Origin of the sequence: Capnocytophaga bilenii (genome assembly GCF_017565765.1) — a bacterium.
Lineage (GTDB): Bacteria > Bacteroidota > Bacteroidia > Flavobacteriales > Flavobacteriaceae > Capnocytophaga > Capnocytophaga bilenii.
Genome location: NZ_JAGDYP010000001.1, coordinates 116,798 through 143,754 on the forward strand (window position 1 = coordinate 116,798; position 26,957 = coordinate 143,754).

Consider the following 26,957-nt stretch of genomic DNA (forward strand, 5'->3'; position numbering starts at 1 on the left):
TAGCTAATCTGCCAATTATCCCCTATCTTTGCCTCTATTATCATTTTATTAGTTGGTATGGTGGGAATAGAAGCCCACTTGTGGGACGATCAAGAATATTTTGCTATCATCAAAGGATATTACAACCTTGAAGAGGAATTTCCTAAGTTTGTATTTCACTACTTTAGTTGTTAAATCATTAACCACGCATCTTACCACTCACATAAAAAAGCAAATTTTTGAACAACTCTCTCAAAAAATTAAAAAATATAAGTGTAATGAAAAATATATCTAAAATATTAAAATCTGATATAAAAATAGAAGACGTAAAACAAGAAAATGGTATTTTTTGCTGTATGAATGACCATTTTGTAAGTGGAGACCCAATACAAAAAAAGCCTCTTCTCTAAATCCTATTTTAAAGACAAAACAGTAGATTTGAATGCTATAGAACAATGTATTCCTACTTCAGTAACAGAAAAGAAAACAGAATTGTTCTGGGATAATAAATTTTATAGTATTACTTTTAGAAAACCTATTTAAGCGTGATGTAACGGAGTATTCTCCCTTTTCAAAGTATAAAAACAAAGTAAGATTTATGATAACACAAAAACTAATAGCCTTAGCCGATGTTCCTTACCGCGATTTCACGGCTGCTCTTATCCCTACGGTTGATAAATCACGCATTATAGGGGTACGCACCCCTGCTATACGCACATTGGCTAAAGATTTGCTAAAAAACGAATCTGAAAAAGCAATGTTTTTCTTGGAAAAACTGCCGCATTATTACTACGAAGAAAACAATTTGCACGCTTTTATAATAGCAGAACTAAAAGATTTTGAGCAGGTAATGAAGTATACCGAACGCTTTTTGCCTTATATTGACAATTGGGCTACTTGCGATACATTTGCGCCTAAAATCTTTCTGAAATACCCCAAAGAGACACTCACCTATGTACAGAAATGGTTGGCAAGCACTGACACTTACACAGTGCGCTATGGTATAGGGATATTGCTATCTAACTATTTAGACGCACACTTCAACCCTATACACCTGCAATGGGTTACAGCTATTCAATCGGACGAATATTATATCAATATGATGATAGCGTGGTACTTAGCAACGGCTTTAGCTAAACAATACGAGGCTACCTTACCTTATTTGACATCTAAAACGCTGAAGCCTTTTATCCAAAATAAAACAATACAAAAAGCACGCGAAAGCAGACGTATTGCTCCCGAAATAAAAGATTATCTAAAAACGTTACGCAAGTAATAGAACACATTAATTGGGGGAGTCCCTCCCCTACTCCAAAAAAATTAACGAAAAAAACTTGCTACTTTCAGTAGAATCATTTATTTTTGCACCAAATTTAACATACTCTAATGAAAGTAGCTATAGTGATGGGTAGCCAAAGCGACCTTCCGGTGATGCAACAGGCTATAGACATCTTAAAGACATTTGGTATAGAAACCGTTGTGGACATTGTTTCGGCACATCGTACCCCCGAAAAGCTTACAGATTTTAGTACAAACGCACATAAGCGTGGAATAAACGTAATTATAGCAGGTGCTGGAGGTGCAGCCCACTTGCCAGGTATGGTAGCCGCTATGTCGCCTTTGCCAGTAATAGGAGTACCCATTAAAAGCTCAAACTCTATTGATGGCTGGGATTCTGTGCTCTCTATCTTGCAAATGCCCGCAGGAGTGCCTGTAGCCACCGTAGCCCTCAACGGGGCTAAAAATGCAGGTATCTTGGCTGCGCAAATATTAGCAAGCCAACAAGCTTCATTATTACAAAAAATATTAGATTACAAAGATAGTTTAAAACAAGCCGTACTCACTGCTGCGGCTGCTCTCAAAAATGAATAAAGATACTTTTCAGGGCTCTCGCCTATTGATTTTAGACTTTGGGTCGCAATACACCCAGCTCATAGCACGCCGTGTGCGCGAACTTAACGTTTATTGTGAAATACACCCTTATAACCATTTGCCTGAGAACATCAGTAGCTTTTCGGCAGTGATACTTTCCGGCTCACCTTATTCAGTGCGCAGTGCTGAAGCTTTACACCCCGATTTAAATGCTCTAAAAGGTAAAATGCCACTTTTGGCGGTATGCTATGGGGCACAATATTTAGCACACTTTGGAGGTGGAGAAGTAGCACCCTCTAACATACGCGAATATGGGCGTGCACAGCTATCTTACATCAAAAAAACTGACGATCCTCTGTTTGAAGATATTAGTGAAGGTAGCCAAGTGTGGATGAGCCATAGCGACACTATTAAGCAACTACCTACCAATGCGGTTTGCTTAGCAAGTACCGCCGATGTTGCTAATGCTGCTTATCGCATTGAAGGTGAAGACACTTATGCTATTCAGTTTCACCCTGAAGTTACTCACTCTACCGATGGTGTAAAACTATTGAGCAACTTCCTCTTCAAGATTGCTAAATTAACTCCTAATTGGACATCTGCCAACTTTGTAGATATGACTGTAGCCCAGCTAAAGGAACAAATAGGCAACGATAAAGTAGTTTTAGGTTTATCAGGTGGAGTAGATTCTACCGTGGCAGCAGTGTTATTACATAAGGCTATTGGGAAACAACTACATTGCATTTTTGTAAATAACGGCTTATTGCGAAAAAACGAGTTCCAAAACGTACTAAAGCAATATGAGGGTATGGGCTTAAACGTGAAAGGTGTAGATGCAAGTGAACGCTTTTTAACAGCCTTAGCAGGAAAAACAGACCCTGAAGAAAAACGCAAGACCATAGGACGTGTATTTATTGAAGTCTTTGATGATGAAGCACATAAAATAGCTGATGTGAAATGGTTGGGACAAGGCACTATTTATCCTGATGTAATTGAGTCGCTATCGGTGAAAGGTCCTTCAGCAACTATTAAATCGCACCATAATGTGGGTGGCTTGCCTGACTATATGAAACTGAAAATTGTAGAGCCCTTGCGAATGCTCTTCAAAGATGAAGTACGCCGTGTAGGACGCAGTATGGGCATTAGCGATGAACTATTAGGGCGACACCCTTTCCCAGGTCCTGGTTTAGCTATCCGTATTTTGGGAGATATTACAGCTGAAAAGGTAGCTGTATTGCAAGAAGTAGATGCTATTTTTATCAATGCACTAAAAGAACATCAGTTATATGATAAAGTATGGCAAGCTGGGGCTATTTTACTACCTATTAATAGTGTGGGGGTAATGGGAGACGAACGTACTTATGAACGTGTAGTTGCCTTGCGCGCTGTAGAAAGTGTAGACGGAATGACTGCCGACTGGGTAGATTTGCCTTATAAGTTCTTGCAAAAAGTATCAAACGACATTATTAATAAGGTAAAAGGCGTAAACCGTGTGGTGTATGATATCAGTAGCAAACCACCTGCAACAATTGAATGGGAATAATAAGCATCAAACTAAAAACGAAACTATATGAAAAAATTTTTATCACTAACCACCTTATTATGTTTTGTTGCAGTAGGCGCACAAACAAAGCACACTGCAAGTAATTACGAAAGCATTGAAAGCATTGCCAAAACGTATCGCTTTTCACCTTCCGATATACTAAAACTAAACCCAGGTGTAAAAGAAGGAATTGCTAAAGGCGTGAGTATCAATATTCCTGTAAGCGATGTAAAACACTATAATACTGAACGTCCCGTAGGCTTTGATTCCTATATAGTACAACCCAAAGAAACATCTTTTAGTATTGCTCAAAAAAAAGGCATCTCAGTAGATGATTTGAAGCGCTACAACCTTGAATTGTACAAACGCGATATTTACGAAAATGAGCGTATCACTATCCCTATCTTTAAACGAGCTCAAGATATGGTAAAAAAAGGTGTAGAGGGTTACAAACGCTATGTGGTAAAACCTCAAGAAACGCTTTGGAAAATAGCGAAAAACCACAATGTGAATGTAGAGGATTTAGAGCGTATCAATAAAAAAGAAAAAAACTTCAACCCCGACCAATTGCGTGAGGGACAGGAAATATGGATACCTGCTTCAGCAGTAGATAGTTCGGTACCCAACACTAATAGTAGCTATGTAGCACCTGCGAGCAATAATAGCACAGGAGGTATGGTTACTTATATCATTGAAAAAGGGGAAGGTTTTTTTAGCTTAGAACGCAAATTTGGGTTATCTGAAAACGAACTTATCAAACTAAATCCTTCACTTAAAAGCGGATTGAAAAGCGAGATGCAAATAAATATCCCTAAAGAGAATTACAATCGTTATGTAGCGAGCTCTTTTGGTACTTATAACTTTGAGGATTCTAATAGTGCCCTACGCTCTTCATCTCACCCTTCTAATGTAAAAGAAATCTCATTTGTATTACCTTTCAAGGTGGAGGGTGGAAGCAACAAAACTACTCATTTGCGCAGCCTCCTTACCGATAACAAAGTAACGCCTATAGCTACTGATTTTTATTCAGGGGCACTTATCGCTTTGGACTCATTACAAAAAATGGGCTATAAGTTTAAAGTAAACGTTTTTGATAGTGAAGGTGACATAAAAAAGATTATTAATAATGCTAATTTTAAGAGTTCACAAGTGGTAATAGGGCCTTTTGCTACCAAAACATTCAATAGCTTAGCTTCGGCAGTGGGTGGTGGTAGCAACACTGCTTTATTAGCTCCTTTATCTAACAAAAATGTATTGTTAAACCCCAATGTATATCAAACATTGCCTTCAGATGATGCACAGCAAGCTCAAATGCTTAGTTATTTAGCTAAAAACTATTCTGATGAAAATATGATTCTTTTAGCAGATAGCAAAAATGCTGCTCTACGCGAAAAAATGGAGCGTTTATTCCCTAATGCTAAAGTAGTAACTGAAATGTCTGCTAATGGTTTTACCAATGCACTGAATTACGGCAAAGAAAACGTAGTGATTTTACAATCTAACGACATAGGCTATGTATCTATGGCTGTACGTTTATTGCACGGAGCTTTGAAATCTAAAAAGAATAACGTTTCGCCCAAAATAGTACTTGCTACAGTTGATAGAGGCTCTGTATTTGATTCGAGCAGTCTTTCTAACAACCAGCTTTCCGACCTTCACTTTACTTACCCTACCGTAAATAAATACAGCAATGGTAGTGATACATTCTCTGTGCGTTACCTAAAAACTTATGGTGTGTTGCCCAACAAATATGCCGTACGAGGCTTTGACCTTACTATGGACGCTGTACTACGTTTGGGAGTAGCTGGTAACCTGACAAATAACAATAATACCATAGGAGAAACCTCGTTTTTAGAAAACAAATTTGCCTATAGCAAGAATAGCCAAAAAGGTGGAGGTTATGAAAACCAAGGTATTTATATTGTGCAATACGACAATATGGAAGTAAAAGAAGTAAAATAATTATGGAAGTACGTATAGACCCCAGCTGGAAAGCCGTATTACAAAACGAATTTGACAAGCCTTACTTTGCTACGCTCACAGCGTTCGTAAAAGAAGAATATAAAAAAAATATTTGTTACCCAAAAGGGCAACAAATATTTTCTGCTTTTAACCATTGTCCACTCCCCAAAGTAAAAGTAGTACTTTTAGGGCAAGACCCCTATCACGGAGCAGGGCAAGCTAATGGGCTTTGTTTCTCGGTAAATGATGGGATAGCTCACCCTCCTTCATTGGTGAATATCTTTAAAGAAATAAGCGATGATGTAGCTTTGCCATACCCTATTAGTGGTAATTTGGAGCGCTGGGCTACCCAAGGTGTGCTGTTACTCAACGCTACCCTCACTGTTCGTGCTAATGAGGCAGGAAGCCACCAGCATCAGGGGTGGGAAACTTTTACCGATAATGTTATAAAAACCGTATCTGACAACTGTGAACACGTAGTATTTATGTTATGGGGAAGCTTTGCTAAAAAGAAAACAACCCTCATAGATAGTACTAAGCATTGTATCCTTACTTCAGGACACCCTTCACCCTTGAGTGCCAACAAAGGCTATTGGTTTGGCAACAAACACTTTAGCAAAGCCAATGACTACTTGAGCAGTGTAGGCAAAACAGTTATCAATTGGGCATAAAGGTTAATTAGCCTTTTTTACATACTGGGTAAGTATCACAATTGTTGCCCCTCTACTTTCCCCTCGATATATTGCGCATTTTCGGGGTCTAACGCAATCTTACGCACTACCGTACCTTGCTTGGCAGTCATACTACTACCTTTTACTTTCAGGTCTTTGATAAGTACCACATTATCACCATTGGCAAGTACTGCCCCATTACTATCTTTGTGAATAACCTTTTCACTTTCCTCTAAATGGTCGTTAGATGCTTTTGCAAAAGTTAATTCCTCATCGTCTAAATACATCATATTGAGCAAATCAAGAGACCAACCTTCACTTTTCAAGCGGTTGAGCAAACGCCACGCCATTACTTTTACAGGACGATGCTCACTCCACATACTATCATTTAGACAACGCCAATGGTTGGAATCCATAGTTTCGGGGTGCTGTATTTGGTTAAGACAAGTATCACACACCAAGATAGCGTTATCTACACTATCCCCTTTAGTAGGTGGTACCCCGTAAACACTTAGGTTTACCGTAGCATTACAAAGTTCGCAATGATTATTGCTTCGTTTTTTCAGTTCTTGTAATATATCCATTTTAATTATTAGTTTAGGCGCAAAGTTACAAAAAATCATACAAATATAGCAGAAAAAAAACTAAGCGACACTTTTTGGCGTTTTGCTACTGTATCTTTGCCCCGTGAAACTAAAAACTAATAAAAATGGTATACTTAGAAACTTTTTATTTCCCTTCAGTAGAAAAAGAGGAAGATGAACTACAGGAGTTTTTCTATAGTGAAGAACATAGGCGTCCTATAAAGCCAGCACTTAATTACATTGCTGAAAAAGTTTATCCGTTTAGCCTTTTAGCCCATCGCCTTACCTGCTTAGATTTTGAACCTATTACTATTCTCTATGGGGGTAATGGTTCGGGTAAGTCTACAATTTTAAATGTAATTTCAAACAAATTGCATATTTCAAGAGAGGCTCCTTATAATTCGTCTTATTTAATGGAAAAATACGTAAAAATGTGTTCTTTCAAAACTGATTTGCGTTATACAGGCGAAGAATTTGACTTCTTGGAAATGCGCAACAGCAAGTATGATATTGCAGAAATCAGCAAGGTGATTACCAGCGATGATGTATTTAAGAATATGATAGAGAAACGCCTTAAAGACGAGCAAAAACGTTTTAAAAGTGACTTACTTATAGAGAAAAAGACAAAGCAAAAAAGAGATTGTATTATGCCTAAGTCTATCAATTTGGAAGATAGGAGAAGTGTAGAAGAATTTAATGATTTTTACACTATGAGGGAGAGCAGTTATACCCAATACCTCAAAAAAACGATAGGCGAAGTAGAACCTTCATATTCTAATGGCGAAACAGGGCTTTTGTACCTTATAGAGCAGATAGCCGACCCAGGGTTGTACTTATTAGACGAACCAGAGAACAGTATGTCGTGCGAAACCCAATTAAAGTTAGTAGAGTTTATTGAGCTTTCAGCACGTGCTTATAATACCCAGTTTATTATCGCAACTCACTCGCCTTTTCTACTTTCTATTCCCAATGCAAAAATATACAATCTCGATACCCGTCCTGTAAGTTTATCTAAATGGTGGGAACTTGAGAATATGAAGCACTATTTTAAACTTTTTAATAAATACCAAGCCGAATTTCAAAAATCATTATAAATAACTTCACTGCCCGTAGGGCTCATAATAAATTTAACATTATGGCAAATAAAAAAAGTAGAAGAATTCAATATCTATTGCAGATTCTTAAGACTAGAGGTGAAAGAGGCGCCTCTTTTGAAGAGATAAAGAATTATGTAGAAAGATGTTTTGAAGAAAAGAGAATTTCTTACGAATACAGCGAACGCAGTTTTTCACGTGATAAAAACGACCTTTGCGAAGAACGTGAAATAGTCATTGATTATAACCGCGCTTATAATGTTTATACCATCAATTGGGACGCAGTAAGTGAATACCAATTACAGCTAATGGAACACGATTGGCTAATGGAAGCCTTGCGACAAAGTACCTATAACCGTCAGTTTATACACTTTGAAAAACGCCCAGCACGCGGACTAAATCACCTACACGGACTTATCTATGCTATTGAGAACCACCTCCGGCTTCGCTTTAGCTATCATAAGTTCCGCGAAAATACTCATACTCCACACACTGTGCATCCCTATGCCCTAAAAGAGTTTGATTATCACTGGTATTTGTTGGCGCGCGATGTGGTTAATAATACCGAAGAAACTGCTATAAGGGTTTTTGCTGTAGATCGCATCAGTGATTTGGATATTCTAAAAAAGAAATTTACCCCTACGCCATTTGATGTGGAAAAGCATTTCAAAAATGCTTTTGGAGTGATAGCCCTACCCGATGCCCCTGAAGATATAGTGTTGCGTTTTGACCGTCATCAAGGCAATTATATCAAGGTGCGACCTTTGCACCACAGCCAACAGATAGTGAGTGATAATAATGATGCATTGGTAGTACGTTTACATCTTACCCCTTCCTACGATTTTGATTTGAAACTATTATCACTTGGCAACCGCGTGCAAGTGCTTGAACCACAGTGGTATCGCGAACATATTGTAATGCGAATCAAGCAAGCATTGGATAATTATAGTTAGCAATCTAACAATCCTTAAAAAAAGACTGTTAAAAAAATTGGAAAATATTTTGTATTTGTGAAAAAAATATTAATTTTGCGCCATAAAGAAAAAGATAACAGCGTTTCGCTTTACATTTTCCGCATACTCGAGAATACGACCAATTTTTTCAAAATGCTAAAGGAAAGTGAAGTGGAAATGCCTACGTTTTATAAGCGTGGGCATTCCTTTTGCATTTAGCATTAGCCTTTGGTCGGGCTTCGAGTATAAGCAAAGAGGAATGGCTCACGCTTTTTTAAATACCAAAAAAGATAAAAAAAATAAAAACCATTTTTTGGCGTAGTCATACCTTACCTTTGCCACCGAAATAAAAAATAATTAAATATGAGTACAGAAGTTCAAAACAACCACACAAATGAATGGGTATGGGCTGGGTAGATGATTTTTTTGTAGCTACCATAGGTGGGCTCAACCTTTTGCAAGGCTACGCTGCCGATAGTAGCCGAAGCCTTGCAGGTATTTTAAAGATGATAAAATGGGCAGTTATCATCTTAGGGGTCATCTGTATCCTTTTAGTAGTGCTATTGGGAGCCTTGATCGTAAAACTATTTACAAATTAAACCTTTAAAAAATATGGCATTATATAGAGTAACCGTAACCCGTACCGTAGCCAGCAATGGCATACGTTTAGAACCAGGAATGTCAGTAGACATTCCCACCCAAATTACCACCAATCCCGTATCAGTAAACGGGGGTCGTGAGGTAATAGCCGCCTTTCAGCGTATTTATGGCATAGATGTAACCAAAAGTTTTGGTATCTTAAGAACGGCATTGAAAGTGGAGAAGGTGGGGTAAAACGACTAAAGAGGGTGTCCGAAAAGTTTTGTTTTAGCTTAAAACAAGCTTATTAATAAATAGAACATTTTTGTAACTAATTGATTATTAATATCCCCCCATTAACACATACTCCGCTGCACCAGCTCGCGGACTTCTTTCAAAAGGGGGATGCCGAAGTTGTACTATTAAAGACTTTTTGAACAGTCTCTTTCTAGTTTAACTCAAATAATACATTAGGCAGTAATTGACTAATATTAAGAGCTACCGCTGTTAGATTTTAAAACAAAGAACGTGCACCTTTAACCAAGAAAAATATTTTACCTATATACTATGAAAAAACAACTTTTGTATATACTATTTCTTTTTACTTGTTGTCTTCTTTCTTGTACAAAGAAAGCAAACATTGAAAAAAAATGGGTAACTACTGATAATAACTATCTATTACTTACACAACCTGATGATAGCCTTTCATATCATTGGGAAGGGGGATTTTTTGAAAATGTTATTAATGGAAAGGGGACGCTCTCAGCTTATTATAATGGACGGCAGATAAGTTCAAAAACTATAGAAGCCTATTATGGAGCTACTTCAAAAGAAGATGTTTTAAATAGTAATGGTAGTAAGTATATAGGTAGTGTAAAGGAAAATAATTTTATAGGTTTTGGTGTTTGGGTGCTTCCTAAAGAAATTTATATAGGTGAATTTTTAGAAGGTCATCCTAATGGTTATCTTTCTTATTATAAAAATGGAAAACTATCTTACAGAGGTGAATGGCAGAACGGAATGCGCTCCGGAAAAGGAACCAACTATAAAGAAAATGGGAAAATAGTTTCAGGTATTTGGAAAGATAACAAAATATTTGAAGCTGATACTACTATTACTACAGCTAAAGGTGTTTACAAGGGTGGATTACGCAATAATTTATATCAAGGGTATGGAGAACTAAATTATTTTTCAGGTAGCCAATATCGTGGTAATTGGGATAAGGGTAAGTGGCACGGAGAAGGCTCTTTTACTTCAGCTACTGATACTATTATAGGCGAATGGGCAGAGGGGAAACTCAATGGTTATGGACTCTGCAAAACACCTTATGTTCTTTTAGAAGGAGATTTCAAAGAAGGTAATTTAAATGGTGAAGGGTATATGCTCCTGCCTGATTCTACCTTTTATTCGGGAGGTTGGACAAATGGCAAAAAGAATGGTAATGGTGATATTATGATGAGTAATGGCGATACCTATATGGGAGGCTGGAAAGATGATCAGTATAACGGCGAAGGTCGTTATAATTACCATACCGGAGAGGTATATGACGGACATTGGAAAAACGGACAGCAAGATAGTTTAGGTAAATACACCTGCAAAGATTATACCTATATAGGTAATTGGGAAGAAGGATGGATGAATGGGCACGGTAAAATAACCTACCCTAATGGTGATTATTACGAAGGTGATTTTGTTGAAAACCAAAAATATGGTATAGGTTATTACCATTTCAAGGACGGTAATGCGTACGATGGTGAGTTTGTCGATGATAAATTTAATGGATTAGGGGTCTTTACTTTTAAAGATGGTAGTAGGTATCAAGGAGAGTTTAGAGAAGGTAAGATAAAAGGCGATGGTACACTTTTCTTAAAAGAGGGTAAAGAAACTATTGCTATTACAGCTAATTGGGACGGCTCTACTAAATTTCCTAAAAAAGCAAGTGTACTCTTTGAAAATGGAGATCTTTATGAAGGCGAATTAGATAGTAATGGTTTCCCTACCCAAAATGGTGTATGGACAAGTGCGCAAGATAGGGAGAAAGGGATCACAGCTTATGATAAGGCTAATGAATTCTACAAAAGACATAAAGAGACTTGGAATAATATAGTTTTTTACACAAGTATAGCGCTTACCGCTATTGAGTTAGGGGCTCCTCTTGTAGCAAGTGTTGTAGCTTTTACACCTGCAGCTCCATTAGCTCCTGCTATAGGAGTAATAGGAGTGGGAGCAGGAAGAGTTAATACAGCTCTAAATGCCGCTGATGCGGCTCTTGCAATGGCTTCAGCTTCTATAGATATGTATGAAGGGATTAGAGATGATGATACAGAAAAAACAAAAGAAAGTGCTAAAGCATTAGGTGAAGAAGTTGCTATTAACGCAGCATTTATATTAGTTCCTAAAGCCCTACAATCAAAACCAGCAAGAAAGTTAGCTAAAAAACTTAGTAATGTGGCAAGACAAGTAGGCAAGACAGCTATACATTTTGCTAAAAATAAGACTTTTGGGAAAGTAATAAAGTTAGTAAAAAATAGTAGTGGGGTTATTGAAAAGCAGTGGGTGAAAATAGTTGATAAGGTATGGGTTAATTCAAAACTACATGTTTTTACAGAGCGTTTAGCTAAGAAGTTTGATAATCAATTAGTTTCACAATCTCGATATGCACGTAATGCTGACTTTATCAAGAATCAAGATTTAGGAAAACCTGCAAATGGAACAACTTTACTAAAAAATATGATGTCTTTTATGAGTAGTAAAGAGAAAAGAGCTATATTAAAAGAGAAAGCATTAAGTAAAAGGCTAGGACAAAAAGGTATTCAAGCACATCATATAGTCGCAGGGAATAGCCCTACAGCTAAAGAGACAAGAAAAATATTAGAAAAGTGTGATATTGATATAAATGACGCTCGAAATGGTATACTCTTACCAATGCATCCTAAAAGTATTTTTAAAGGGAGTCTTCACGGGAACCATATTAGACAATATGACGAAATAATTTATCAAAGGATATCAGAAGCCTATAAAAAAGCTGGTAAAAAAGGAGTTGAAGAAGCTCTTGATTACATCAAAAAGGATTTATATAAAGGGAATATACAACTCCTATCAAATGATAAACATTATGTAAATAGACTTTGGAATTCCTTTAACAACATAAGACAATAGAATTATGAGTATTTTTTTAGCAAAAAAACAAAATATAGATTGTGCTGAACCATTAATTGAAGATGATAAAATTTTATTTCTTTTAGAGAAAAGATTTGGAACACAATTATCTAATAAATGGAAAGAAGTAGAGGCAAAATGGTATCGAGAAGTTGGAGAACTTATTTGTGATTTTCCTTTTCTGTTAGGGACAATGCCATTATGCAATGTAGAGATATATCATAAACTACACAAAAAACTCAATTTAGAAGGTATAGAGTTTCTTCCTATTAGGATAGAAAATGAATTGTATTATATTATGAATCCTTGTCTTTCAATCAAAGGGATACTTAATAAAAAGCAATCTAAGATTGATTATTTTTCTAATGGAGAAATAATGTGGATTTCAAAATACGTTTTTTATCCTAATGAAATAGAAACAAGTATGTTTAAGATTCCTGAAATGTATACCTCTATTTTTGCAACAACTAGTTTTGTAGAGTTTATTAGAGAGAATCATTTTACAGGGATAGAATTTGAGCCTTGTGCAATTAAAAAAGAATCATTTTTAAGTAGAATTTTTAAATAACTAAAATTATGTCAGAAAAATGTATCAAATGCTCAAAGATGATACCAGATGAGCAGGTATCCAACGGAAAACAAACCTCACAGGGTTTTGTGTGTGCGAATTGTAATCGTAAAAAGAAAGGAGGAATAATAGTAGGAGCTCTAATTGTTGCAGCTCTGTTAGGAAGCGGTGGCTATTGGTACTATAATCAACCACTTGATATTCCTAATAATTATAAAGGGGCTGGAGAAGCTGATGATGTAATAAACCCAACTACGCCTGATGAGCCTACCTTTAATTGGCAGACCTCTTTGGCTGTAAGTAGTCCACTTACTAATGTTGGAGGCACTATAGAAAATTTAGAATCTTTTAAACGCCAAATGGAGGAGAATCTAAAGAATGCTGAAGCTAATAAGAATACTGAAATAGCTATTCCCTCAATTGGAGTTTTGTTTGAAAAAGGTTCTTATGTTTTAAAACAAGAAGCTGAAGACTTACTAAAAGAGTTTGCTAAAACTTATCTCCAAACTAATAAACAAGCTACTCTTTTGATTGAAGGTTATACTTGTGATCTTGGAACGGATAAGCTTAATGATCGTCTTTCAGAACGTCGTGCTGAAACTATCAAGAATAACCTTATAGCCGAAGGTCTACCTGCTGATAAAGTAGAAACAAAATGGTATGGTGAGAGTCTGTATGGTACTCTTTACAAAGGTAGAGAAGAAAATAGAAGAGTGAATGTATCTATTAAATAAACTAAAGTATGAAAAAGGTAATATTTTTTTCATTCTTAGCTTTTGCTTTTGGGAGCTGTAATGACACTGCCAAAACAACAGCAGAAGTAACGGAAACTATTGGGAAAACAGCAGGTTATATAATGGCACCAATAGTAACTTCAGGGGTTGAAATATATAGAGATTACGCAACTACTGAGGAAGAAAAAGAATATGTAGAGATGCACAAGGAATATTTTTTGAATAAGAAACTCTACAATATAGATAAAAGTATAGCACTATCTGGAACTCAAAAGTACTCTGAACTTAATCTTACGTTAGATACTCTAAATGGTTTGTCTTGCATTCTAGCTTCAGAGTTTGAAAAATCAGGTTATAAGCTCCCAGATACTTATAAGGATATTTTAGAGAGCAAGAAGTTTAAGAAAACGGAAAATAAGGTTAGTTATCTCATAAAAGTACCTACAATTTCAAGTTATACAGATATGATGAATTATCTGAAAGCAGAGTATGGTGAGGTATTCTATTATGACTATGTTGTTGACCAAAATACAGGAGAAGCAATAGCTTATATCTATTCCAATACTAAAGACCCTAACTATATTGTATCCGGCACCAAATTAAAATTTGAAGCATATAAGATTAAACACGAGTATGAGGGAAAAAGTAGGGAGGAAAATAAGACGATGAAGTAATAGAAAGATAGTTTAATACTTTGGATTTAAATGATATTTAAGCTTCGTTAAATAATAGTAAGGCTTCGTGCCTTACTATTATTTTACAGGGTTGTATCATCGTGAGACAACTATTTGGATATTTTGAAAAAGTGTTGGAACTTTGCGGCGTAAAAGTAACAGAAAAATAACGGAAAAAGTAACAGATACTATGGATACATCTTTAAAAGAGGAACAAAAGCTGTTGAAGAAGGCTGAGCGTAAGCTGCGTATGGAGCAGAGTAGAAGTTATAGGGCTATGAAGTCGGCTACTAAAATGATGGACGACTACTACTTAGACCCTATACTTGGTTTGGTGCCGGTGGTGGGCGATATTGTGCCGCACTTGTTCAACGCTTCTTTTTTCTATATTTCTATTTTCAAAATTAGGTCGTATGCGCTTACTGTAACACTCTTGCGAAATGTGCTAATAGATACTTTCGTAGGTATGATACCTTATCTGGGGATTGTACTTGATTTTTTCTATAAATCTTATCGCGAAAATACGATTTTGATAGAGGGCTTTGTAAATGATGACCCGAATATCGTTAAAAAGGTGAAGCGAAGGGCTGTCTATACTACTATATTTATTGTGGTTTTAGGGGTGGCTGTTTATTACCTTGCGGTATTTTTATGGTGGACAGTAACACAATTGGTAGAGATGATAATGAGGTAACATAAAAAAAGATAGAAAAAATTAGTAGGTATTATTTTTTTTTGTACCTTTGCCGCGTGAAACTATAAAAGATGTTTTACCAAATAAAACCTACATACAAAAATGTTTAGTGAAAATACTCCGAAAGTATCTAAAATCTTTGCGTGCTCTAAAAGTATTGCATTAGCAGAGAAAATTGCAGAAAAGTACGGCACTCAACTCGGTGAAATTAAACTATCATACTATAGCGATGGCGAATTTCAGCCCTCATTTGAGGAATCTATTAGGGGGCTACGGGTGTTCTTGATAGGTTCTACCTTTCCAAACTCGGACAACTTGATGGAGCTTTTGCTGATGATTGATGCTGCAAAGCGCGCTTCGGCAAGGCATATTACAGCTGTAATACCTTATTTTGGTTGGGCAAGACAAGATAGGAAAGATAAACCTAGAGTACCTATAGGGGCTAAATTGGTAGCTAACTTACTGCAAGCAGCAGGTGCTACACGAATAATGACAATGGACTTACACGCTGACCAAATACAAGGTTTTTTTGAGCGTCCTGTGGATCATCTTTTCGCATCGAGTATATTCTTGCCTTATTTAGAGAGCTTGAACTTAGATAACTTGTGTATCGCTTCACCCGATATGGGAGGTTCTAAACGTGCTTATGCATACTCTAAATACCTAAATTGTGATGTTGTGATTTGCTACAAACAACGCAAACAGGCAAATATTATTGATACAATGGAACTTATAGGTGATGTAGAAGGTAAAAATGTAGTACTTGTAGATGATATGGTAGATACTGCTGGTACTCTTGTAAAAGCTGCTCAAATAATGAAAGAGCGTGGCGCTCTGAGCGTACGTGCCGTTGCTACTCACGCTATACTAAGTGGAAATGCTTATGAGCGTATTGAAAACTCTCAAATGGAGGAACTAATCGTTACTGACACTATTCCGCTAAAACATCCTTCATCTAAAATAAAAGTGCTTACTTGTGCTGATTTATTTGCTGAAGTAATGCATAGGGTGCACGAGAACGAATCTATCAGTTCTAAATTCATAATGTAACTTAATAACTATTTATAAATAAATGAAATCAATTACAATCAAAGGATCTCAAAGAGAAAGCGTGGGCAAAGCTGCGACTAAAGCCTTACGTAATGCTGGACAGGTACCTTGCGTATTATACGGAGGAGACAATGTTCTGCATTTTTCGGCGCCTGAAATGGCCTTCAAGAGCATAGTATATACTCCTAACGTATATACTGCTACGATTGAATTAGGCGGTAAAAGTTACACTGCTATTTTGCAAGACATTCAGTTTGACCCTGTAAGTGACAAAATCCTTCACGTAGATTTTTACGAACTTAACAAGAATAAGGAAATCACTATTGAAGTGCCTATCCAAATAGAAGGTACTTCGCCTGGTGTAATGGCTGGTGGTACTTTGCGCATTGTAAACCGTAAATTGAAGGTAAAAGCGCTTCCTGATAATCTTCCTGACTTTGTATCAGTAGATATTTCGGGTATGGAAATGGGTAATAAATTGTATGTTACTAAATTACCTCAAGAGAACTACAAGATTATGCACCCTGATAACACTGTAGTTTGCCAGATAAGAATATCACGTGCTGCTATGAAGGCTGCGCAAGATGCGGCTAAAGCTGAAAAAGGTGGTAAAAAGAAATAATTAGGAATTTTGAATTCAAAATAAAGGCTGTCTAAAAAGTTATCATTTTTTTAGACAGCCTTTTTTGTGGTAATATACCCCCTCTTTTAACTATAGCTTTGAAAAAACTGCTCTTTCTAAAGCTTCACGATGATTGGGGTGCGCAATATTAATAAGGGCTTTGGCTCGCTGATGTAGGTTTTTACCAAAAAGTTCGGCTACACCATATTCTGTAACAATGTACTGCACGTGTGCACGGGTGGTTACTACGCCTGCGCCTTGTTTTAAAAAAGGTACTATTTTACTTTCGCCTTTGTTGGTTAATGAAGGAAAGGCAATAATAGATTTTCCTCCTTCGCTTAACATAGCTCCCCGTACAAAATCTACTTGCCCTCCAAACCCTGAATATATATTACTACCAATGGAGTCGGCGCATACTTGCCCTGTAATATCTACTTCTATAGCGGAATTGATAGAGACTACTTTGGGGTTTTGCCGTATTACTCCTACCTCGTTGGTATAAGAAGCTTCTGCAATTTCTACAGAGGGATTTTTATCAATAAAATCGTATAATCTTTGGGTGCCCATAGCAAATGAAGCTATGATTTTGCCTTTATCAATTTTCTTTTCATAGCCGTTGATAACTCCTTTTTTCACCAAATCGAGTACTCCTTCAGTGAGAAGTTCGGTGTGAATACCTAAGTTTTTGAGGTGTCCCATTTCAGCTAAAGTGGCATTGGGAATATTGCCTATCCCTAATTGTAAGGTACTACCATCTTCTATCAGGGGGACTATATGTTGTGCTATTTGGGTTTCGATAGCAGTAGGTGTGGTAAGTTGTAGCGAAAATATAGGAGCATCGTGTTCTACCAGAAAATCTATTTCATCTATATGAAACATAGCATCGCCGTAGGTGCGTGGCATTTGGTTATTTACTTGTGCAATAACGTATTTGGCATTGCGAATAGCGGACTTGGAGGCTTCGACACTTACCCCCATAGAGCAGAACCCGAATTTATCAGGAGGAGTTACTTGTATAAGTACGACATCTACTTTGATGTGTTTGCGGTCGAATAATAACGGCATATCACTCAGGAAAATAGGTGTATATGAGCCATTATCAGTTTGATTGATATGTCTCACATTGGAAGAGAGAAAGAAAGAATTGACGAAGAAGTTATCTTTATACTGGGGGTGGGCATAAGCTGCTTTGCCTTCGATATGTATATGCCCAATAGTAACGTTACGCAGTTCGGGGGCTCGTGCCACAAGAGCATCGATAAGGATTTCGGGTACAGCAGCTCCGCCGTGAATATAGACGAAATCGTTACTTTTGACAATTTTCAGTGCTTCTTGCGCTGTTGTAATTTTTGTCATAAAAAATAGTTTTTAGTTTTGCGGCTCAAAGGTAGTTATAAAAAACGATTTTACAAAATATTTGGTGAATAAAAAAAAATTAGTACCTTTGCACCAATAAAATAAAGAATATTATGTATCCACCTGAATTGGTAAAACCTATGATAGAGGAACTAACAAATGTTGGTTTCCACGAATTGAAGACTGTAGAAGCTGTAAAAGAGGCGATAGAGCGCGATGGGACTACTTTGGTAGTAGTAAATTCGGTATGTGGTTGTGCAGCTCGCAATGCACGCCCTGCGGTAGTATATAGCTTGCAAAATGCTAAAAAGCCTGATTATTTAGCAACTGTATTTGCGGGTGTAGATAAAGAAGCAACTAATGAGGCTCGCGAATATATGCTACCTTTTCCGCCTTCATCACCAAGTATTGCGCTATTTAAAGATGGTGAATTGGTGCATATGCTTGAACGTCATCATATTGAAGGGCGTATGGCTGAAGCAATTGCTGAGAATTTACAGCAAGCTTATGACGAATATTGTTAATACTTATCTTTTATTTTACACTTTGCTAAAGTATAGTTGCTTTAGCAAAGTTTTTTATTTTTAAAATATGATGAAAATACTTTCTTATCCTCTTAGTGTTTTGCATTACTTGCTTTACGGCGGCTTATTGCTTCTTTTTCACCCCATACAATGGATTTGTATTCACTTTATAGGGCGAAAAGCTCATAAAGCCGTTGTAGATTTTCTCACATTGATACTTACCAAAATAATGATCGTATCAGCCAATTGGGTACGCTTTACTATAGAAGTACCGCTACCCGATAATGTTCCGCTTATTTTTGCTCCTAATCACCAAAGTATTTACGATATACCACCACTAATATGGTATTTGCGCCGTTACAGCGTACGTTTTGTAGGTAAAAAAGAGTTGGGCGGCGGAATACCAAGTATCACAATAAATTTGCGTAATAATGGTTCCGTACTCATAGACCGCAGTCGTCCGCAAGATGCTGTGCCACAACTAAAAGAATTTGGTGCCGACTTGCAAGCAAAACGAGGTGCTGGACTCATATTTCCTGAAGGTACGCGTAGCCGCAACGGAGTGCCTCGCCCTTTTAAAATAAAAGGATTGCAAACAATTATGGAGCAAATGCCTGATGGCTATGTAGTGCCTGTAACTATTAATAATTCTTGGAAAATACTCAAATATGGACAATTTCCTTTAGGAATTGGCAATCTCATTAGTTTTTATGTGCATAAACCTATTAAGATAGAACAAGATAGAATCATAGAACAAATAGAGGAAGTGGAAGCAAAAGTAAAATCGATGATTGATAAATAAGGATATAAGCAAAGGATAAGCCTATAAATCAAAATTTATGATTTGTTGTTTATCATTTGTCATTTATCATTATTTTCGTATCTTTGCAGCAAAATTAAGACAATGGCTAATTGTAAATATATATTCGTTACGGGGGGGGTTACTTCCTCTCTTGGCAAGGGTATTATTGCAGCATCTCTTGCTAAATTACTTCAGGCACGTGGCTATCGCGTTACTATTCAAAAATTTGACCCTTATATAAACGTAGACCCTGGTACGCTTAATCCTTATGAACACGGCGAATGCTATGTAACAGAAGATGGTGCAGAAACCGACCTTGACCTTGGACATTATGAGCGTTTTTTGAATGTTCCTACTTCGCAGGCGAACAATGTTACCACAGGACGCATCTACCAAAGCGTTATAGAAAAAGAAAGACGAGGAGAGTTTTTGGGTAAAACAGTGCAAGTAGTGCCTCATATTACCAATGAAATAAAGGAACGTATACAGATACTTGGCAAGACAGGCGAGTATGACATAGTGATTACTGAGATTGGCGGTACTGTAGGCGATATAGAATCATTACCTTATATAGAGTCGGTACGGCAATTGTTATGGGATTTAGGAGAACACAATGGTATTGTTATTCACCTTACTTTGGTACCTTACCTTGCTGCTGCAGGCGAACTCAAGACAAAACCTACCCAGCATAGTGTAAAGATGCTGATGGAAAGCGGTATTCAGGCAGATATTTTGGTATGCCGCACTGAACACGAACTTTCTGATGATCTTCGTTATAAATTGGCACTTTTCTGCAATGTAAAGCGCGAGGCTGTTATACAATCAATAGATGTGCCTACGATTTACGATGTGCCCAATATGATGCTCTTGGAGGGCTTAGACAAAGTGGCTCTGAAAAAATTAGACCTTCCTTATAAAAATGACCCTGATTTGACCCAATGGAACGCTTTCTTGCAACGATATAAAAACCCAAAACATCGTGTAAAAATAGGTTTGGTGGGTAAATACGTAGAGCTACAAGATTCTTATAAATCTATTTTAGAGGCATTTATTCACGCTGGCGCTGCAAATGAAATACGAGTGGATGTAGAAACCATTCACTCTGAACATCTAAACGAAGAAAATATAACAGCTAAATTGTCTCATTTAGATGCAGTGCTTGTGGCACCTGGTTTTGGTGGGCGTGGTATTGAAGGAAAAATAAAAGCAATAGCCTACGTACGCGAACACAATATACCTTTCTTGGGTATTTGCCTAGGTATGCAAATGGCTGTGATAGAATTTGCACGTAATGTGGCTGGAATGCCTGATGCTAATTCTACTGAAATGAACCCTAACACACCTTATCCTGTTATCAGCTTAATGGAAGCACAAAAAGAGGTAACGCACAAAGGGGGTACAATGCGCTTGGGTGCGTGGGATTGTGATTTATTGCCCGATAGCAAGATTTATGAGGCTTATGGCAAAACTCACATCTCGGAACGCCACCGTCATCGCTATGAGTTTAATAACGATTTTAAAGAGCCATTAGAAAAAGCTGGCTTGCGCTGCACAGGGTTAAACCCTATAACGGGATTGGTAGAGGTAGTAGAATTGCCTACCCACCCTTGGTTTATAGGGGTACAATACCACCCAGAGTATAAAAGTACGGTAGCCAATCCGCACCCGCTATTTGTGGCGTTTGTGAAAGCTGCTTTAGATAACAAACTTAAAAAGAACTAAAAAACGGATATTTATATATATATGGAAGAAAAAAGGTTTGATATACAAACGATTATTGGTTTTGTATTATTGTCGGTGTTATTTATTTGGATAGTAATAAACAACCGACCTAACGAGGCGGAAATAGCAAAACAAAAAGCACAACAAGAACAAGCAGAAGCTGCAGCAGCCAATAAGGCTAAAGCAGAGGCTGCAACAACGGCGGCTTCATATCAAAACATACCTACTGACTCTGTAGCATTGGCAGCTTACAAGGCTACTTTGGGTGATTTTGCTTATTCAGCAACTTTACCTTCTGCTAAAAATGCAGTAACTGTTATAGAAAACAAGGATTTAAAACTAACCATTAGTAATAAAGGTGGTATCCCTAAAGAAGTATTACTGAAGGAGTTTAAAACTTATGACACTTTGCCTGTATACTTAATAAAAGACGGCAATGCTTCATTTGCAGTGGATTTCACTACTGTAGATGGAAAAAAGCTAAATACTAAAAACTTGTATTTTGAACCTTCATTGACTACAAAAGACGGCAAGCAAGTGCTTACAATGCGTTTGAAAACAGCTGAAAACAATTATTTGGAATACGTGTATACACTTGGGGCTGAGGGATATATGGTGGATGTAGCCGTACGCAGCCAAGGTTTGGCTAAAACGTTAAATAGTAGTGCTCCTATTGCTATAGATTGGCAGCTGAAAGCACGCCGTATGGAAAAGAGTGTTACTTATGAAAACCGCTATACACAAGCTACTATACAATACGACAATGGCGAGATTAGCCGTATGAACCAAGCTGGTAATGATGGCAATAAAAAATCTCAAGTGAACTGGGTGGCTTATAAACAACATCTTTTCACTTCTGTAATGATTCAAGATACTCCTTTTGCTAATGCCGATTTTCTCTCATACAATATCGCTAATAATGAGGGAAAAGAAGTGAAATACACAAAAAACTTCAGAACTACAGCTCCTATAAAAACAAAAGGAGGAGAATTAAGTGAATCATTGCATTTTTACTTTGGACCAAGTGATTATAATGTATTAAAGCAATACAATGATAAATATGATCTTACAGAGCTTATACCATTAGGTTGGGGAATTTTTGGATGGCTAAACAAATGGGCTTTTATACCGCTCTATAATTTCTTATCTGACTATTTTTCAGTAGGCTTGGTAATTATACTAATGACCATTATTGTACGTTTATTCTTGTCGCCAATGGTATATAAATCATATGTATCACAAGCTAAAATGAAGGTATTACGCCCTGAAATAGAAGAGATTAACAAGAAATACGAAGAGCCTATGAAACGCCAGCAAGAAACAATGGCACTCTACAGTAAAGCTGGTGTAAACCCTATGAGTGGCTGTATACCTGCCTTGTTGCAGTTGCCGGTTTTCTTGGCACTCTTCAACTTCTTCCCTACTGAATTTGGACTTAGACAAAAGAGTTTCTTATGGGCACAAGATTTATCATCATACGATGCTATTTTTGAATTGCCTTTCTCTATTCCGTTCTATGGTAGTCATATTAGTTTGTTCCCACTATTAGCTTCGGTAGCGATTCTTATTTATTCGCTGATGACAATGGCGCAAACAGTACAACCGCAGCAACCTGGTATGCCTAATATGAAATTCTTGATTTACTTATCCCCTATAATGATGTTGTTTTTCTTTAATAACTATGCGAGTGGATTGAGTTTGTACTATTTTATATCAAACTTACTAACTATCCTAATAATGTTGGTTATTAAACACTTTATTATAGATGAAAAGAAGATTCACGCACAAATACAAGAAAATAAGAAAAAACCTAAAAAAGAAGGTAAATTTCAGGCAAAAATGCGTGAGATGATGGAGCAAGCAGAAGCGCAAAGAAAAGCGCAACAACGAAAATAAAATAAGAACGAGATACGTGTATAGGTATCTCGTTTTTTTTATAGAAAGAAGTTGTAAATAAATCTTAAAATTATTTGTACAATTCATAAAAGAATTGTACCTTTGCCGTGTTAAAGAAAAACTAAAAAATTATCATTTATCAAACAAAATGAGAACACATATTAAAAAAGAAGTTTCATCGATTGCTCATCACCCAGCGGGGTCGGTGGAAGAGACACGTTTTGAGAAGATCGATAATGTAATTTTCTCAAGCTCAATAACAGCTTCAATAAGTGTTGCACACGAAATAGCTGCATTAATCAGAAAAAAAGAAGCAGAAGGCAAACCTTGTGTGCTGGGCTTAGCTACAGGGTCATCACCTGTGAAAGTGTATGATGAATTGGTGCGAATGCACAAAGAAGAAGGACTTAGCTTTAAAAATGTCATTACCTTTAACTTGGACGAGTATTATCCTATGGAAAAACAGGATATACAAAGCTATTGGTACTTTATGCACGAGCATTTGTTTAACCATATTGATATTCCAAAAGAAAATATCAATATTCCTAACGGAACGGTTTCACACGAAGAACTTGAAGCTTACTGCCAAGGTTACGACAAAAAAATAGAAGAATGTGGCGGTATAGACTTTCAGCTTTTGGGTATAGGGCGTACAGGGCATATTGGTTTTAACGAACCTGGTTCTAACCGCAATTCGGGTACTCGTATTATCACGCTTGACCATATTACCCGTTCTGATGCTGCTGAAACTTTTCACGGCATAGATAACGTACCACGCCAAGCTATCACTATGGGTATCCGTACCGTAATGAAAGCGCGCCGTATTGTACTATTGGCGTGGGGTAATAGTAAAGCCTCTATCGTAGCAAAAGCTGTAGAAGGCGAAATCACTTCGGAAGTACCTTCATCTTACCTACAATTGCACGACAATACTACTTTCGTGCTTGACCAAGAAGCGGCTTCAGACCTTACTCGTATCAATACTCCTTGGCTAGTAACTGATGTACAATGGAATGAAGACCTTAAAGCTAAAGCTATTGTATGGCTATGTGAGCACTTGGGCAAAACAATACTTAAACTTACCGACTCTGACTACAACGAAAACGGTATGTCTAAACTTCTTGCGGAATCGGGTCCTGCTTACGATTTGAATATTGCGATGTTTAACCGCTTACAACACACTATCACAGGCTGGCCAGGTGGTAAACCTAATGCTGATGATACTAATCGTCCTGAACGCGAACACCCACACAAAAAACGCATTATTATCTTCAGTCCGCACCCTGATGATGACGTTATCTCAATGGGCGGTACTTTTGACCGCTTGGTATCACAAGGACACGAAGTACACATTGCTTACCAAACTTCTGGTAACTTTGCCGTATCAGACCACGAAGCGTTGAAATTTGCTGAAGTGTTTAAAGATATGGTAAAAGAAAACAAGGGCGAAGTAGCTGTACTTGATGAGATTATCAGCAATATCACTAATAAAAAATCTAATGAAATAGATACTTTATTAGTACGCCAACTAAAAGGTAATATACGTCGTCACGAATCATTGGCAGCTACTCGCTACGAAGGTGTGCCTGATAAACACGTACACTTCCTGAACTTGCCTTTCTACGAAACAGGAGGTGTGAAGAAAAACCCTATAGGTGAGGCAGATATCAAAATCATTATGAATTTGATTGAAGAGGTAAAACCACACCAAATATATGCGGCTGGTGACCTTGCTGACCCACACGGCACTCATAAAGTGTGCTTAGACGCTATTTTTGCAGCTCTTAAGAACTTGAAAAACAAGGATTATATGAAAGACTGCTGGGTATGGCTATACCGCGGAGCTTGGCACGAATGGGATATACACGAAATAGAAATGGCAGTGCCTATGAGTCCGGCGCAAGTGCTTAAGAAACGTCAGGCTATTTTCTTCCACCAATCACAAAAAGATGGTGCAATGTTTCAAGGAGATGACTTGCGTGAGTTCTGGCAACGTGCAGAAGCGCGCAATAGCCAAACGGCACAACGCTATCGCAATTTAGGCTTAGCTGATTATGAGGCTATAGAAGCGTTTAAACGTTACTTTTTTTAATTAGTAAATTTGAGAATTAGCAAATTTGAGAATTAGTAAATTAAATTATAGATAAAATAAAAAAGGCAGTGCAGTGATGTGCTGCTTTTTTAGTTTGTAAAGAAAATATGAATTATAGTTGCAGGAGTGAAAAAATAGTTGTACTTTTGCCTAATCATTTAACTTAAAAAACTTACTATAAAAAATAATTAAAAAACAATGAGAAAAACTTTTTTAAACTTAGGTGTTTTTGTGCTTTTATCTACTTCGGTAGGAGCACAAGTAAAAGATATTAGCTTCGCTGTAGCCCCTACGGGTGATTATGTGTGGTGGCAAAAGAAAACCGCTATCACCAATGGCTTTATGGCAGGTGGTTACGTAGGCTTCGGGTTCGGTAGAAATATAGAGTTATTGGGTTCGTATAGACAATCGATAGGAATGAAATCGAATCTTGCGGGTTATGATGCTCCTAATGCTATTAGCAATGTTTTTGAATCTAAAGAGGTAGCTGTGCACAGATGGGGTGGCGAACTGAAAGGTAATATACCGATGGCATACTCTTTTCAGCCTTATGTTACCTTGGGTTCAGGAGTACAAACCATCAAAGCTAATGACTTGAGCCAAGACCAAGTGTACTTTGCTTTAGGATTGGGGGCTAAATTTAACCTTGCGCGCCGCCTTACCCTGAACCTACAAGCTAAAGCGACTCGTTTCAGTTTTGACCCTAGCAATGTGCTTTATAAACCTACAGAAGCTAACACTTCAGCTTATAACACTTGGATAAATAATAACGTAGATGAAGAAAATCACTTGGCGTGGAGTGTAGGCGCAGGACTACAGCTTTACTTAGGAGGTCGCAACCCTAATCAGCTAACAGAATTAGACCAAGCGTATACAAACTTAAAGAGTTTCAAGGTAGTAATAGAGCCTACTTTGGGTTACTTAAACTTCAATAGTGATAGTAATTTACGCGATGCTTGCTTTGGAGGCTTGGCATTGGGAGTAGATTTTACTGAATACATAGGCATCAGAGGGTATTACCACCAAGCAATGACTGAAGGAAAATTATCAACTAAATTTGATAAATTATCAATGTATGGTGGTGATTTCTTAGCACGCCTAAACGTAGCTAATGGTGTAGTGCCTTACGTGCAATTGGGTGCTGGTTATATGAGAGTAGGCGATGATTATGTAGGTAAGGTAGCAAGTGTAGCAAATAAATCGGGGATTTTTGCTAAAGGGGGGATAGGATTAGCTATACCTTTAGGCAAGCGCGTAGAGCTTTTTGGGGTAGCTAATTTGCTCTATACAACTCATAACAAAGATGTAAGTACTGCCCTAAGTGCTATAAATGAATTGCAAAGCAATGTATTTTACAACGCAGGGATACGTATCAAGTTAGCTAAAAAGGTAGAAAGAGAAGTGTATGGAGAACCAAAAGAAGTAACAGCTGTTGCTACTACTCCTGTTTCGCCCGAAAAACAAAAATTAACTTACTACAATAGCCAAATAACCATAATAGAAAAACAAATACAATTGGCTTACCAAAATGGCGATACGGCTAATGCCAATCGTTTGCTAAAGGAAAAACAACAATGGGAAGACCTTAGAAATACGTATGTGGCAGAGCATCAGCCCTACCCTACTGCTGAACAAGTGCGCTTGGTACGTATGACTCCAGAAGAACTACAACAACTTATAGATAATGTAGTAAAAAGTATTAAGGAGGGCGAAGGCAAAACTCCTGAGCAACGTATAGACCGATTAGAGAAACTACTTTTAGAGGCGCAAAAAGCTAAAGACGAAGTTCAAAATACAAAAACTGTAGTACCTACAGCAGAATAATTT

At 37.2% G+C, this 26,957-nt stretch carries 24 protein-coding genes and 2 pseudogenes; 24 read left to right on the top strand and 2 right to left on the bottom strand.

The features are described from left to right. Nucleotides 1-257 precede the first annotated feature (257 nt). The 7 genes and pseudogenes from J4N46_RS12815 (at nucleotide 258) to ung (ending at nucleotide 6,027) form a co-directional block, all read left to right on the top strand. A complete protein-coding gene (locus J4N46_RS12815; RefSeq protein ID WP_262897127.1) occupies nucleotides 258-389 on the top strand; it encodes a hypothetical protein in 132 nt (43 codons plus the stop codon). Then, a pseudogene (locus tag J4N46_RS12900) lies at nucleotides 355-522 on the top strand (SAM-dependent methyltransferase); the annotation flags it as partial. The gene J4N46_RS12815 and the pseudogene J4N46_RS12900, both read left to right, overlap by 35 nt. Nucleotides 523-577: 55 nt before the next feature. Next, the gene (locus J4N46_RS00670) at nucleotides 578-1,255 is read left to right on the top strand and encodes a DNA alkylation repair protein (RefSeq protein ID WP_208057466.1); all 678 of its coding nucleotides are present in this window, start codon (nucleotides 578-580) and stop codon (nucleotides 1,253-1,255) included. A 110-nt stretch (nucleotides 1,256-1,365) separates the two neighbouring features. Continuing rightward, entirely contained in the window at nucleotides 1,366-1,851 is a 486-nt protein-coding gene (gene purE / locus J4N46_RS00675; RefSeq protein ID WP_009751215.1) for a 5-(carboxyamino)imidazole ribonucleotide mutase, read from the top strand. Next, nucleotides 1,844-3,394 (top strand): glutamine-hydrolyzing GMP synthase, encoded by a 1,551-nt coding sequence (gene guaA / locus J4N46_RS00680; RefSeq protein WP_009751214.1) that lies wholly within the window; start codon nucleotides 1,844-1,846, stop codon nucleotides 3,392-3,394. Before purE ends, guaA begins: the two co-directional genes overlap by 8 nt. 27 nt (nucleotides 3,395-3,421) lie before the next feature. Continuing rightward, nucleotides 3,422-5,356 carry a PBP1 and LysM peptidoglycan-binding domain-containing protein gene (locus tag J4N46_RS00685; RefSeq protein ID WP_208057467.1) on the top strand — a complete coding sequence of 645 codons (1,935 nt, stop codon included), beginning with the start codon at nucleotides 3,422-3,424 and terminating at the stop codon, nucleotides 5,354-5,356. A gap of 2 nt (nucleotides 5,357-5,358) precedes the next feature. After that, the gene (gene ung, locus J4N46_RS00690; protein WP_208057468.1) at nucleotides 5,359-6,027 is read left to right on the top strand and encodes a uracil-DNA glycosylase; all 669 of its coding nucleotides are present in this window, start codon (nucleotides 5,359-5,361) and stop codon (nucleotides 6,025-6,027) included. Nucleotides 6,028-6,030: 3 nt separating this feature from the next. Here the strand turns inward: ung and J4N46_RS00695 are convergent. Then, nucleotides 6,031-6,605 (bottom strand): annotated as a pseudogene (locus tag J4N46_RS00695) (PhnA domain-containing protein). Between the two features lie 131 nt (nucleotides 6,606-6,736). Here J4N46_RS00695 and J4N46_RS00700 point away from each other — a divergent pair. The 11 genes from J4N46_RS00700 (at nucleotide 6,737) to J4N46_RS00750 (ending at nucleotide 16,738) form a co-directional block, all read left to right on the top strand. Further along, nucleotides 6,737-7,705, top strand: a complete 969-nt coding sequence (locus J4N46_RS00700) for an AAA family ATPase (RefSeq protein WP_208057469.1) — start codon at nucleotides 6,737-6,739, stop codon at nucleotides 7,703-7,705. Between the two features lie 41 nt (nucleotides 7,706-7,746). Beyond that, nucleotides 7,747-8,658: a helix-turn-helix transcriptional regulator gene (locus J4N46_RS00705; RefSeq protein WP_208057470.1), complete on the top strand. Its 912-nt coding sequence runs from the start codon at nucleotides 7,747-7,749 to the stop codon at nucleotides 8,656-8,658. Between the two features lie 404 nt (nucleotides 8,659-9,062). Further along, nucleotides 9,063-9,257, top strand: coding sequence for a hypothetical protein (locus J4N46_RS00710; protein ID WP_208057471.1), 195 nt, complete (start codon nucleotides 9,063-9,065; stop codon nucleotides 9,255-9,257). Nucleotides 9,258-9,270: 13 nt separating this feature from the next. Further along, a complete protein-coding gene (locus J4N46_RS00715) occupies nucleotides 9,271-9,492 on the top strand; it encodes a DUF6140 family protein (protein ID WP_208057472.1) in 222 nt (73 codons plus the stop codon). Between the two features lie 312 nt (nucleotides 9,493-9,804). Further along, nucleotides 9,805-12,396 (top strand): AHH domain-containing protein, encoded by a 2,592-nt coding sequence (locus tag J4N46_RS00720; RefSeq protein WP_208057473.1) that lies wholly within the window; start codon nucleotides 9,805-9,807, stop codon nucleotides 12,394-12,396. Between the two features lie 4 nt (nucleotides 12,397-12,400). After that, nucleotides 12,401-12,964, top strand: a complete 564-nt coding sequence (locus tag J4N46_RS00725; protein WP_208057474.1) for a hypothetical protein — start codon at nucleotides 12,401-12,403, stop codon at nucleotides 12,962-12,964. An 8-nt stretch (nucleotides 12,965-12,972) separates the two neighbouring features. Next, nucleotides 12,973-13,698 (top strand): OmpA family protein, encoded by a 726-nt coding sequence (locus J4N46_RS00730; protein ID WP_208057475.1) that lies wholly within the window; start codon nucleotides 12,973-12,975, stop codon nucleotides 13,696-13,698. A gap of 8 nt (nucleotides 13,699-13,706) precedes the next feature. After that, the gene (locus J4N46_RS00735) at nucleotides 13,707-14,372 is read left to right on the top strand and encodes a hypothetical protein (protein ID WP_208057476.1); all 666 of its coding nucleotides are present in this window, start codon (nucleotides 13,707-13,709) and stop codon (nucleotides 14,370-14,372) included. A gap of 190 nt (nucleotides 14,373-14,562) precedes the next feature. Next, the gene (locus J4N46_RS00740) at nucleotides 14,563-15,066 is read left to right on the top strand and encodes a DUF4112 domain-containing protein (RefSeq protein ID WP_208057477.1); all 504 of its coding nucleotides are present in this window, start codon (nucleotides 14,563-14,565) and stop codon (nucleotides 15,064-15,066) included. Nucleotides 15,067-15,168: 102 nt separating this feature from the next. Further along, nucleotides 15,169-16,116 carry a ribose-phosphate pyrophosphokinase gene (locus J4N46_RS00745; RefSeq protein WP_208057478.1) on the top strand — a complete coding sequence of 316 codons (948 nt, stop codon included), beginning with the start codon at nucleotides 15,169-15,171 and terminating at the stop codon, nucleotides 16,114-16,116. A gap of 22 nt (nucleotides 16,117-16,138) precedes the next feature. Further along, nucleotides 16,139-16,738 (top strand): 50S ribosomal protein L25/general stress protein Ctc, encoded by a 600-nt coding sequence (locus J4N46_RS00750; protein ID WP_009751199.1) that lies wholly within the window; start codon nucleotides 16,139-16,141, stop codon nucleotides 16,736-16,738. Nucleotides 16,739-16,828: 90 nt separating this feature from the next. Here J4N46_RS00750 and J4N46_RS00755 read toward each other — a convergent pair whose 3' ends face one another. After that, a complete protein-coding gene (locus J4N46_RS00755; protein WP_208057479.1) occupies nucleotides 16,829-18,094 on the bottom strand; it encodes an acetyl-CoA hydrolase/transferase family protein in 1,266 nt (421 codons plus the stop codon). A gap of 113 nt (nucleotides 18,095-18,207) precedes the next feature. On the opposite strand from J4N46_RS00755, the gene J4N46_RS00760 reads away from it, so the two are divergent. From J4N46_RS00760 to J4N46_RS00785, 6 genes are all read left to right on the top strand, one after another. Continuing rightward, complete coding sequence (locus J4N46_RS00760; protein WP_009751197.1) at nucleotides 18,208-18,618, top strand: BrxA/BrxB family bacilliredoxin; 411 nt, start codon at nucleotides 18,208-18,210, stop codon at nucleotides 18,616-18,618. A gap of 67 nt (nucleotides 18,619-18,685) precedes the next feature. Further along, nucleotides 18,686-19,420 (top strand): lysophospholipid acyltransferase family protein, encoded by a 735-nt coding sequence (locus J4N46_RS00765; protein ID WP_009751196.1) that lies wholly within the window; start codon nucleotides 18,686-18,688, stop codon nucleotides 19,418-19,420. 102 nt (nucleotides 19,421-19,522) lie between these two features. Continuing rightward, nucleotides 19,523-21,142 carry a CTP synthase gene (locus J4N46_RS00770; protein ID WP_009751195.1) on the top strand — a complete coding sequence of 540 codons (1,620 nt, stop codon included), beginning with the start codon at nucleotides 19,523-19,525 and terminating at the stop codon, nucleotides 21,140-21,142. A 21-nt stretch (nucleotides 21,143-21,163) separates the two neighbouring features. After that, nucleotides 21,164-23,038, top strand: a complete 1,875-nt coding sequence (gene yidC, locus J4N46_RS00775) for a membrane protein insertase YidC (RefSeq protein ID WP_208057480.1) — start codon at nucleotides 21,164-21,166, stop codon at nucleotides 23,036-23,038. Between the two features lie 148 nt (nucleotides 23,039-23,186). Then, nucleotides 23,187-25,130, top strand: a complete 1,944-nt coding sequence (gene nagB / locus J4N46_RS00780; protein WP_208057481.1) for a glucosamine-6-phosphate deaminase — start codon at nucleotides 23,187-23,189, stop codon at nucleotides 25,128-25,130. Between the two features lie 198 nt (nucleotides 25,131-25,328). After that, nucleotides 25,329-26,954 carry a hypothetical protein gene (locus J4N46_RS00785; RefSeq protein ID WP_208057482.1) on the top strand — a complete coding sequence of 542 codons (1,626 nt, stop codon included), beginning with the start codon at nucleotides 25,329-25,331 and terminating at the stop codon, nucleotides 26,952-26,954. The last annotated feature ends 3 nt before the right edge of the window (nucleotides 26,955-26,957 follow it).

Bases quoted from the DNA above. Each gene is read 5' to 3' on its own strand.
- J4N46_RS00770 (WP_009751195.1), top strand. From the start codon at position 19,523: ATGGCTAATTGTAAATATATATTCGTTACGGGGGGGGTTACTTCCTCT.
- guaA (WP_009751214.1), top strand. From the start codon at position 1,844: ATGAATAAAGATACTTTTCAGGGCTCTCGCCTATTGATTTTAGACTTT.
- yidC (WP_208057480.1), top strand. From the start codon at position 21,164: ATGGAAGAAAAAAGGTTTGATATACAAACGATTATTGGTTTTGTATTA.
- J4N46_RS00705 (WP_208057470.1), top strand. From the start codon at position 7,747: ATGGCAAATAAAAAAAGTAGAAGAATTCAATATCTATTGCAGATTCTT.
- J4N46_RS00725 (WP_208057474.1), top strand. From the start codon at position 12,401: ATGAGTATTTTTTTAGCAAAAAAACAAAATATAGATTGTGCTGAACCA.
- ung (WP_208057468.1), top strand. From the start codon at position 5,359: ATGGAAGTACGTATAGACCCCAGCTGGAAAGCCGTATTACAAAACGAA.
- purE (WP_009751215.1), top strand. From the start codon at position 1,366: ATGAAAGTAGCTATAGTGATGGGTAGCCAAAGCGACCTTCCGGTGATG.
- J4N46_RS00730 (WP_208057475.1), top strand. From the start codon at position 12,973: ATGTCAGAAAAATGTATCAAATGCTCAAAGATGATACCAGATGAGCAG.
- J4N46_RS00720 (WP_208057473.1), top strand. From the start codon at position 9,805: ATGAAAAAACAACTTTTGTATATACTATTTCTTTTTACTTGTTGTCTT.
- J4N46_RS12815 (WP_262897127.1), top strand. From the start codon at position 258: ATGAAAAATATATCTAAAATATTAAAATCTGATATAAAAATAGAAGAC.
- J4N46_RS00710 (WP_208057471.1), top strand. From the start codon at position 9,063: ATGGGCTGGGTAGATGATTTTTTTGTAGCTACCATAGGTGGGCTCAAC.
- J4N46_RS00745 (WP_208057478.1), top strand. From the start codon at position 15,169: ATGTTTAGTGAAAATACTCCGAAAGTATCTAAAATCTTTGCGTGCTCT.
- J4N46_RS00715 (WP_208057472.1), top strand. From the start codon at position 9,271: ATGGCATTATATAGAGTAACCGTAACCCGTACCGTAGCCAGCAATGGC.
- J4N46_RS00685 (WP_208057467.1), top strand. From the start codon at position 3,422: ATGAAAAAATTTTTATCACTAACCACCTTATTATGTTTTGTTGCAGTA.
- J4N46_RS00765 (WP_009751196.1), top strand. From the start codon at position 18,686: ATGATGAAAATACTTTCTTATCCTCTTAGTGTTTTGCATTACTTGCTT.
- J4N46_RS00750 (WP_009751199.1), top strand. From the start codon at position 16,139: ATGAAATCAATTACAATCAAAGGATCTCAAAGAGAAAGCGTGGGCAAA.
- J4N46_RS00755 (WP_208057479.1), bottom strand. From the start codon at position 18,094: ATGACAAAAATTACAACAGCGCAAGAAGCACTGAAAATTGTCAAAAGT.
- J4N46_RS00700 (WP_208057469.1), top strand. From the start codon at position 6,737: ATGGTATACTTAGAAACTTTTTATTTCCCTTCAGTAGAAAAAGAGGAA.
- J4N46_RS00735 (WP_208057476.1), top strand. From the start codon at position 13,707: ATGAAAAAGGTAATATTTTTTTCATTCTTAGCTTTTGCTTTTGGGAGC.
- nagB (WP_208057481.1), top strand. From the start codon at position 23,187: ATGAGAACACATATTAAAAAAGAAGTTTCATCGATTGCTCATCACCCA.
- J4N46_RS00760 (WP_009751197.1), top strand. From the start codon at position 18,208: ATGTATCCACCTGAATTGGTAAAACCTATGATAGAGGAACTAACAAAT.
- J4N46_RS00740 (WP_208057477.1), top strand. From the start codon at position 14,563: ATGGATACATCTTTAAAAGAGGAACAAAAGCTGTTGAAGAAGGCTGAG.
- J4N46_RS00670 (WP_208057466.1), top strand. From the start codon at position 578: ATGATAACACAAAAACTAATAGCCTTAGCCGATGTTCCTTACCGCGAT.
- J4N46_RS00785 (WP_208057482.1), top strand. From the start codon at position 25,329: ATGAGAAAAACTTTTTTAAACTTAGGTGTTTTTGTGCTTTTATCTACT.